The organism is Pseudomonadota bacterium (genome assembly GCA_018817425.1).
Classification (GTDB): Bacteria; Desulfobacterota; Desulfobacteria; order Desulfobacterales; family RPRI01; genus RPRI01.
On record JAHITX010000139.1, the window covers coordinates 39,570 to 48,394 of the forward strand.

General features: G+C 42.4%; 9 protein-coding genes. 4 read left to right on the plus strand and 5 right to left on the minus strand.

The genetic code is table 11. From position 1 onward, the window contains the following. Position 1: 1 nt before the first annotated feature. Entirely contained in the window at positions 2-2,422 is a 2,421-nt protein-coding gene (locus KKC46_22735; protein ID MBU1056620.1) for a heavy metal translocating P-type ATPase, read from the plus strand. A gap of 203 nt (positions 2,423-2,625) precedes the next feature. Continuing rightward, positions 2,626-2,916 carry a Dabb family protein gene (locus KKC46_22740; protein MBU1056621.1) on the plus strand — a complete coding sequence of 97 codons (291 nt, stop codon included), beginning with the start codon at positions 2,626-2,628 and terminating at the stop codon, positions 2,914-2,916. On the opposite strand, the gene arfB is transcribed toward KKC46_22740, so the two are convergent. Next, entirely contained in the window at positions 2,913-3,341 is a 429-nt protein-coding gene (arfB, locus tag KKC46_22745) for an aminoacyl-tRNA hydrolase (GenBank protein MBU1056622.1), read from the minus strand. The two genes, KKC46_22740 and arfB, sit on opposite strands and share 4 nt — an antisense overlap. Further along, on the minus strand, positions 3,338-3,640 hold the full coding sequence (locus KKC46_22750; GenBank protein MBU1056623.1) for a C40 family peptidase: 303 nt from the start codon (positions 3,638-3,640) through the stop codon (positions 3,338-3,340). Before KKC46_22750 ends, arfB begins: the two co-directional genes overlap by 4 nt. A gap of 163 nt (positions 3,641-3,803) precedes the next feature. On the opposite strand from KKC46_22750, the gene KKC46_22755 reads away from it, so the two are divergent. Further along, positions 3,804-4,037, plus strand: a complete 234-nt coding sequence (locus KKC46_22755; GenBank protein ID MBU1056624.1) for a DUF1232 domain-containing protein — start codon at positions 3,804-3,806, stop codon at positions 4,035-4,037. 115 nt (positions 4,038-4,152) lie between these two features. Next, the gene (locus KKC46_22760) at positions 4,153-6,051 is read left to right on the plus strand and encodes an ATP-binding cassette domain-containing protein (protein ID MBU1056625.1); all 1,899 of its coding nucleotides are present in this window, start codon (positions 4,153-4,155) and stop codon (positions 6,049-6,051) included. Between the two features lie 13 nt (positions 6,052-6,064). Here the strand turns inward: KKC46_22760 and ispH are convergent, their stop codons facing one another. From ispH to KKC46_22775, 3 genes are all read right to left on the minus strand, one after another. After that, entirely contained in the window at positions 6,065-7,786 is a 1,722-nt protein-coding gene (gene ispH / locus KKC46_22765; GenBank protein MBU1056626.1) for a 4-hydroxy-3-methylbut-2-enyl diphosphate reductase, read from the minus strand. Next, complete coding sequence (locus KKC46_22770; GenBank protein MBU1056627.1) at positions 7,786-7,980, minus strand: CooT family nickel-binding protein; 195 nt, start codon at positions 7,978-7,980, stop codon at positions 7,786-7,788. Before KKC46_22770 ends, ispH begins: the two co-directional genes overlap by 1 nt. Positions 7,981-8,058: 78 nt before the next feature. Then, complete coding sequence (locus KKC46_22775) at positions 8,059-8,526, minus strand: DUF3842 family protein (GenBank protein ID MBU1056628.1); 468 nt, start codon at positions 8,524-8,526, stop codon at positions 8,059-8,061. Between the last annotated feature and the right edge of the window lie 299 nt (positions 8,527-8,825).

An 8,825-nucleotide genomic window follows, 5' to 3' on the forward strand; every position in this document is an offset into this window, starting at 1 on the left:
TATGAGCACAAAACTAATTTCAGAAAAAAATCAGCATAAAGATCCTGTCTGCAACATGAGTGTATCAAGTGACTCCGAATACAATTACCTTTATGCAGACAAGCAGTATTATTTCTGCAGTGAGCATTGCCTCCATAAATTTAAAGAACATCCGCAACAATATCTGGATAAGGAAAGCTCACCATCTTCCGAAACAAATGGCGAGTTAATTTACACTTGCCCCATGCACCCTGAAATTCAACAGCAGGGACATGGCAGTTGTCCAAAGTGCGGTATGGCTCTGGAACCAATGAAAGCAGCAGCAGCTAAAACCGGGTACACCTGTCCCATGCATCCTGAAGTGATGCAAGACCATCCCGGTAATTGCCCCAAGTGTGGTATGGCTCTGGAACCGGTTACAGTCAGCGGTGAAGAAAAAAATGAAGAACTAATCGACATGAACCGTCGCTTTTGGGTCTGCACCGTACTGGCCTTACCGGTCTTTTTCCTGGCCATGATTGCTGATTTGATGCCTGCCTGGTTACCCAATTGGATTTCGATGCAAACGGTTCAATGGATTGAATTTGCGCTGGCATCACCTGTTGTATTATGGGGAGGGTGGCCGTTTTTTGTTCGAGGCTGGCAATCAATCAAGACATGGAATCTCAACATGTTTACCTTGATCTCACTGGGTGTTTCAGTAGCATGGTTATATAGCGTAACGGCTTTATTGTTTCCACGGATTTTCCCTCCCGTCATGCAGATGGAAGATGGCTTGGTAGCTGTCTACTTTGAAGCAGCAGCCGTGATTACTGTCCTGGTGCTTTTGGGACAAGTACTTGAATTACGTGCCCGCTCACGGACCAATGCGGCCATTCAGATGTTGCTCGGCCTCGCTCCGAATACGGCACGCATCGTACGAAATGATGGAACGGAAGAAGATATTTCACTTGAAAAGGTACAACCAGGCGATATCTTGCGTATTCGTCCCGGCGAGAAAGTGCCTGTAGACGGTAAGGTCATTGACGGTGAAAGCAACGTAGACGAATCCATGGTTACAGGTGAACCCATTCCTGTGGGAAAGTCGGCCGGTGAAAAACTCATCGGCGCGACGGTTAACGGAACGGGCAGTTTGTTGATGCAGGCGGAAAAAGTCGGCTCCGATACCTTGCTGGCACAAATTGTTAATATGGTGGCCGAAGCACAACGCTCACGAGCACCAATTCAGAAATTGGCAGATGTCGTGGCAGGTTATTTTGTACCCGCGGTGGTTGGCGTTGCCGTGGTTGCATTCATCGCCTGGTGGATGTGGGGACCGGAGCCTCGTCTGGCACATGCCGTTGTTAATGCCGTTGCTGTGCTTATAATCGCCTGTCCATGTGCATTGGGACTTGCTACACCTGTTTCTATCATGGTGGGAACGGGACGGGGCGCTATGGCCGGAGTCTTGCTCAAGAATGCCGAAGCGTTGGAGGTCATGGAAAAAGTCGATATCCTGGTTGTGGACAAGACCGGCACGCTGACCGAAGGCAAACCAAAGCTGGTCGCTGTGCAGGCAGAAGCTGGGTTTTCAGATGATCAAATATTACGTATAGCCGCAAGCCTCGAACGCGCCAGTGAGCACCCGTTGGCGGAAGCGATCGTACGTGGAGCGGAAGAAAAGGGAATTGAGCTGGTTAAGGCCAATAGCTTCAAGTCTATTACAGGAAAAGGCGTTACGGGCGAAGTTGATGGATATACGGTGGCAGCAGGTAACGTAAAACTGCTGGAAAGCATAGGTATCAACATGGGCGACTTATCACAACAAGCGGACAAACAACGCATCGAAGGTAATACAGTGATGTTGATTGCCATTAATGGCAAAGCAGCGGGTTTAATCGGCGTTGCTGACCCCATCAAAGACTCGACAGCCGAAGCCATTCGTGATTTGCATGCAGAAGGTATCAGGGTAGTGATGCTTACCGGTGACAGCAAAACCACCGCAAAAGCCGTTGCCGGCAAACTGGGGATCGACCAGGTACATGCCGAAGTATTGCCTGAACAAAAAGCCGAACTCATTAAGCAGCTTCAGGCAGATGGCCATATCGTTGCCATGGCAGGCGATGGCATTAATGATGCCCCTGCACTGGCGCAAGCCCAAGTCGGTATTGCCATGGGTACAGGTACTGATGTGGCAATTGAAAGCGCTGGCGTCACTTTAGTCAAAGGCGATTTGCGGGGTATCGTCAGAGCCAGACGATTAAGCCGGGCCACCATGCGTAATATCAGACAGAATTTATTCTTTGCTTTCGTTTACAACACGGTGGGTATTCCAATTGCCGCTGGAGTGTTGTACCCATTCTTTGGAATACTGTTGTCTCCAATGATAGCTGCAGCAGCAATGAGCTTCAGCTCAGTTTCCGTGATTAGTAATTCGCTCAGACTTAAACGTGCGCAATTATAAAACGTGAAAAATATTGCTCTCTATTGCATACCATGTCTCTTAAAGCAGTAATTACATAAATAAAAGATGTTGCTGCCGGGTTCAAAGTCAGCTATGAAGCAACCTATGAAGCAGCCAGACAAACAACCATTAATTATGAGATCGTAACATCGGTTTCGGATCGCGTAAAAAGAGTGTATCTGAAATAGTTGAAAGGAAAGTATATGATAAAACATGTTGTTGTAATAAAGTTTAAAAAAGAAGTTGGTAAAAATGAGATAGATAAACTTGAAAAAAAGCTGGGAGCTTTATCCGAAAAAATTCCGGAGATCACATATTATAAATTTGGATGTGATGTTCTGCACTCCGAAAGATCTTACGATTTTGCTATAGTATCTGTTTTTGTGGACTTGGATTCATTGGGTAAATACACGGTGCACCCGATGCATCAGGAAGTGGGTGGAGTGATTAAAGAGATGAGTGACAGTACTATTGTTGTGGATTTTGAGTTCTAGTATTCTTCTGCCGAAGGAACATTTTTTCTGATTTTTTTTATTGTGCTTCGGCGATGCTTTGCTTCGAGCCGTTTTTTTCTTGAAGCAATGGATGGATTTGTTCTGATACGCTTCTTTTGTATCTCAGCTGCTTTTTGTATTAATTTAACAAGGCGGTCTGTTGCATCTTTTCGGTTTTTTATCTGGTCGCGGAATCGTTTGGCATTTATTATAAGTATGCCTTCAGATGAAACTTTTTTTCCTGAAATCTGAATGAGCCTGTTGCGCACATCATCGGGCAGTGAAGGAGAGTTTTTTACATTAAAGCGGAGCTGGACGGCAGATGCCACCTTGTTAACATTTTGACCGCCCGGTCCCGAAGCCTGAATGAATTCTTCTTTTATTTCATCTTCTGAAATTGATATTTGATCTGTAATTTGAATCATTGGAGTATCCGGCGTGATTTCAGATAATGTTTTTTCCAGTAAGGATTGGAAAGCCTGGAAACAGTTACCCCTTTGCTGCTTGAAGTGTGGGCAAATTCTCCTTTTCCGATATAAATTCCTACATGTCTTTTATACCGCGGAGGATCAAAAAAAACCAGATCACCTGCTTTAAGCTTACGGTTTTCAACAGTTTCATTATACCTGGCTGTAGAATCTGTTTCTATCCCGTATTTTGCAGCACACCCTGAAATAAGCAACAGCAAAAAACAAACAAAGAATATATTTTTACATGCATTCATTTGTAAACCAGCATATCAAAAGTGATAATGAGAAGCAATATTTGCTTTTTCCTTATCACATAAGGTATCATGCGATCACTCGTTTGTATGCTTACTGAAATTCAAACAGGAATGGTAGGTTAAGGCTTTGAATTTAAATATAAATAAAGGGAAAAGAACCCTGATGAAAAAGATTATTGTAGCATGTTTAGGTCTTATATCGCTTCTCTATCTTCTTAATATCGGCGTCGGAATAATTGAAATTATTCCTGACAATATTCCATTTGTAGGGAATTTAGATGAAGGAGGTGCCGCTTTGCTGCTTTTGATGTGTTTGCGGTATTTTGGCTTTGATCTGACGAAAATCTTCGAAAAGATGACCAAAACAAATAATGATATAATACCAAAAAGTGATTAATAATGCGTTATACTGATGATAAACAAATATATAGGCCTGATTTGCATTATAAAAACCAGACGAAATCAAAGGATGCTGGTATTTTTGCAACTTTAGGTTTCAAGGATAATATCCTATGGCGTTAATCAGCATGCAGGATGTGAGTTGGGGCCTGGGAGGTACACCATTACTCGACAAAGTAAGCCTGCAAATTGAAAAGGGCGAACGTATCTGCCTGCTCGGGCGAAACGGTGTAGGCAAATCGAGCCTGATCAAGCTTATAAACGGCAGTCTGTTGCAAGACAGCGGAGAAATCAGATTCCAGCAGGGTGCGACCACAGCTATTTTAGAGCAGGAAGTACCCTGCCAATCCGAAGGCTCTGTTTTCGATATGGTAGCTCTTGGCTTGGGACATAAAGGCGAAACTCTTATCCAGTACCGCCGCTTATCCGACAACCTTGTGACAGATAACCCTGAGCACCTTTCCCTGTACGAAACGCTACAGCATCAGATGGATGCTGCCAATGGATGGGTGTTGGCACCTCAAATCGAAGATTTGCTGGCGCGTGCAGGGCTTGATCCAGAATTGGATTTTGCCTCTCTTTCCGCAGGCATGAAACGCCGTACAATGCTTTGCCGTGCCATGATCCGGCAACCCGATATACTTCTTTTGGACGAACCCACCAACCATCTGGATATCGACACTATCGTCTGGATGGAGGACTATATTGCCAAAAACGTTCAAACCTTGCTCTTTGTATCCCATGACCGGGCATTTGTAAAAAGAATCGCAAACCGCATTCTTGAGCTGGATCGAGGCCGCTTGATCTCCTACGCCTGCAATTATGATACTTATTTAAAACGCAGAGAAGAAGATGCCCAAAGCGAGGCAAACCAAAACAGGCGATTCGACAAAAAGCTTTCGGCAGAAGAGGTCTGGATTCGCCAGGGCATAAAAGCCCGCCGGACAAGAAACGAAGGACGCGTTCGTGCTTTACAAAAATTGCGGGAAGCTTTTCGGGCGCGCCGGGCACAAATTGGCCGTGCGAACATGAAGACCCAGGATGTCGAACGAAGTGGCAAGCTGGTCATCGAAGCCAAAGAAATTTTATTTTCTTATGCCGATGTGCCATATATCAAGGGTTTTAGCACTGTAATTATGAGAGGGGATAAAATAGGGCTTATTGGTCCCAATGGTTCGGGTAAAACCACCCTGCTTAAAATACTGCTTAACGAAATCGCTCCGGATAGTGGCAGTATCCGTCACGGCACCAAGCTTCAGGTAGCCTATTTTGATCAATTGCGACTTTTGCTTGATGAAAACAAAACCGTAGTTCAAAATATTGGCGAAGGAAATGATTTTATAGAATTTAATGGACAAAACCGCCATGTGATTTCCTATCTTCAGGATTTTTTATTTCCTCCCGAACGTTCTCGTACACCGGTACACATCCTTTCCGGTGGTGAAAAAAATCGCCTGCTGCTTGCAAAGATGTTTGCCAAACCGGCCAATTTACTTGTTATGGATGAGCCAACAAACGATCTGGATGCAGAAACACTGGAGCTTTTAGAAGATCTGCTGTTAGACTACACAGGAACCCTTTTGCTTGTAAGCCATGACCGTAGCTTTTTAAATAACGTGGTCACAAGCACTTTTGCCTTTGAGGGAAACGGCACAGTGCGTGAATACCCCGGTGGTTATGATGACTGGCTGGCCCAACGCCAGGTTATAGAGTCTTTACCCAAACAGGAAAATAAAACATCAAAGCCCCGTGTTTTAAAAAACAAACCGGAAAAACCCCGCAAACTGGGATTTAAGGAGCAACGGGACTTAGAAATCATGCCACGGGTAATCGACGAATTGGAAACTGAACAAAAGCAGCTTTTCGCCAATATGTCAGATCCGGCTTTTTACAAAAAAGATAAAGTTGAAATCGATGCCATTACAAAACGCCTGAAAGTAATTGAGACGGAAATCTTAGCTGCTTATAAGCGCTGGGAAAAGCTGGATGCCATTGCCGGGGCTTTGGAATAGAAGAAAATATTTTTCAGGCAAACGGCCACAACAAAGCTATTATGCCTGCAATTATAAAATGAGATTCTACAAGAAATTCCAGCTTCGTTCCTGAAAGCATATAGCCCTCAATATGTTTTAAGAGAATCAAAAACAAAGATAAAGGACATAGAAAAAGAATAAAACCAAGATTTGTGATAATATTAAATGCACCCGATACAAGCAAAAGCGCAACCATCGAAATAAGAATAGCCTTTAAAAGGCGTATAGTGCGTTCTTCTCCTATGATTATTGGAATTGTTTCCCTGCCTACAATGCGGTCGCCTTGCATATCAAGAATATCAAAAAAGGAGGTTCTCACAAAAGCCATGCACACAGACCATGTGAAAACCAGAATAATTCCGGGGCTGGCTTTTAAACACAAGGCAGGCAGAAGTGAAGTTACAACACCCCATGCAGCAGAAATCAGAACTGTTTTAGAGCCTGGGATATCTCTTATGCTTCTGTATTTGCCCTTTGTTATTTTTTCCGGGATAATCCTCAAATTGTAGGAAAGACCCATTATGCTGATAGATGAAAGAACAATAAATGGAGTAAGACCTATAGAATATGCAGTTAAAATGCCTGCACCTCCCGCCGAAATTGCGAGAAAGGCAAGTGGTATTTTATACTTGTTGTAAAAAACCGCTCTGTCCGGATCATTGTAATAATCGGCGTTCATGCCTATAAGATTGTTTATTACATGCATTGAAAAAATATAAAGCATTGACATAACCACATATGGAAAATAATTTGAAGCACCCAGCAGTTTGATGTTTGCATAACAAAGACATCCGGCTCCTATAGATACATAGATATTTCCTATAAACAAAGAATATTGTATATTGTAAAGTTGCTTGCGCCAGCCACGCGCCTTGTTATATGAAAGATCTTCTAAAGATCTGTAAACTCTTTTAATCAACCAGTTTGGTGTAGAAGCACCTGCTGTTATTCCGATATTTTTGGCAGAAGAAAGAGATGCCAGGTCAAGCTCGGATTCCGTTTCAATCTGATAAGCCGGCTTTCCGGCCTGTATAGCTGCTTCTGTAAGCCTTTGTGTATTTCCGCTGTTATGTCCCCCAACTACAACTATTGCATCAACTTGTTCTGCAAGTTCTTTTACTTCAGCTTGCCTCATGGATGTTGAGTTGCAGATAGTATCATAAAGCTTAAAATGAGGGTAATTACTTGCAACTAATTGCTTTACTTTTTCATAAAAATGGATGTTTTGTGTAGTCTGGGCGACAACTATTGCCTTCTCAAATTCGGGAAGAGCCTCAAGCTCTTCAATGCTTGCGACAGCATATCCGTGACCTCTGGCATACCCGAGCAGACCAATTACTTCCGGATGATTTTTATCCCCGATGATTATGGAGGTATACCCATCTTTTGCATGTTTACCGATTATAGTTTGTACTTTAATAACACGGGGACAAGTAGCATCAATTACCTTAAAACCTGAATTTTTAAGACTTTTTTTTGTGCCTGGCGGTACCCCATGAGCCCTTATCAGCACAGTACCTGACCCTTTTTCAGGAATATCCTTGATAACTGTAATGCCTTTTTCGCGCAAAAGATCAAGCACCTGTGGGTTGTGGATAAGCGGCCCGAAAGTAAATATCGGCCATTTGTACTTATTGGGCATATCAAGAGCCATTTCAACTGCTCTTCTAACACCCATACAAAAGCCCGCTGTTTTGGCTACAAGAATTTTCATTACGAATTATGAGGTTTTAGAAATATTTTATGATCTACAAGTGATAGAGAGTGCACCCTGGCTTTTATGAATTTTTGATCTCCGAATATGTTGACAAGTCTGATTCCATCACCTTCAGGCTCAACACTATCAACTGCTTCCATTATAAGTTTATTGTCATTCTCTTCTATAAGATATGCATTGGCTTCGCACATTTTAACCTTCCTTTAATATCTTTTTAATAGTCCATATTCCTTTGCCTGGCATACTTAAAACAAAATATTTACACCAGACTAATATTTGATGTTGCTTAAAGCTTGTTTTTTTGTAACCCCTTTAAGATTTTTATCTATCATTTCTTCAATCATATGGGGAAGCGGAGAAGAAGAAACCCCGATTATTTCAACATTTTCCTGAGAAAGCGGAAGCAGAAGCTTTCTTGCACTGCAAGACGAAACAGATTGTGCAATTTGAGGTGTTACCTCACCCATCATGGCGTTTGCGAGAATTATCCCTATAGGTCCGATAACAATGTCAACCTGTTTTACGGTATGAACTATTGAGTTTTCACCTGATGCTCCACGATTTGCTCCGGCTTTTAACATTTGAGATGTTGCTATGGCATTTGTGCCAAGAGCAAGAATTTCAATTGTATCAACAACAACTTCCCTCAGTCTTTTAATGATTGCGCTTCCGATTCCGCCACCCTGGCCGTCTATTACGCAAATTCGTTTTATATTTAATTCTTCTTCCATACGCATTGATACCTTATTAAAAAATAAACAACTATTATCTACACACTTCTGCTTATAAGCACATTTTAATTCATTTGGTGTGTTATTAATTTTATAATGCAAATATTACTACCAGTAAACTAACAGAATATTGAATTATCGTCAATGGAAAGAAGCATATTTATCAGGGTAACCGCATTTGGAATTCACATGATCTCCACGTAGATAAATCAACATCAATTCCCCCTTAACAAAGGGGGCAAGGGGGTTGTTTAGTTCGCAGACTCCAATGCCCATAGTCGTTTCATATCATACAGTATCCTACA

Bases quoted from the DNA above. Each gene is read 5' to 3' on its own strand.
- KKC46_22735 (MBU1056620.1), top strand. From the start codon at position 2: ATGAGCACAAAACTAATTTCAGAAAAAAATCAGCATAAAGATCCTGTC.
- KKC46_22740 (MBU1056621.1), top strand. From the start codon at position 2,626: ATGATAAAACATGTTGTTGTAATAAAGTTTAAAAAAGAAGTTGGTAAA.
- arfB (MBU1056622.1), bottom strand. From the start codon at position 3,341: ATGATTCAAATTACAGATCAAATATCAATTTCAGAAGATGAAATAAAA.
- KKC46_22750 (MBU1056623.1), bottom strand. From the start codon at position 3,640: ATGAATGCATGTAAAAATATATTCTTTGTTTGTTTTTTGCTGTTGCTT.
- KKC46_22755 (MBU1056624.1), top strand. From the start codon at position 3,804: ATGAAAAAGATTATTGTAGCATGTTTAGGTCTTATATCGCTTCTCTAT.
- KKC46_22760 (MBU1056625.1), top strand. From the start codon at position 4,153: ATGGCGTTAATCAGCATGCAGGATGTGAGTTGGGGCCTGGGAGGTACA.
- ispH (MBU1056626.1), bottom strand. From the start codon at position 7,786: ATGAAAATTCTTGTAGCCAAAACAGCGGGCTTTTGTATGGGTGTTAGA.
- KKC46_22770 (MBU1056627.1), bottom strand. From the start codon at position 7,980: ATGTGCGAAGCCAATGCATATCTTATAGAAGAGAATGACAATAAACTT.
- KKC46_22775 (MBU1056628.1), bottom strand. From the start codon at position 8,526: ATGCGTATGGAAGAAGAATTAAATATAAAACGAATTTGCGTAATAGAC.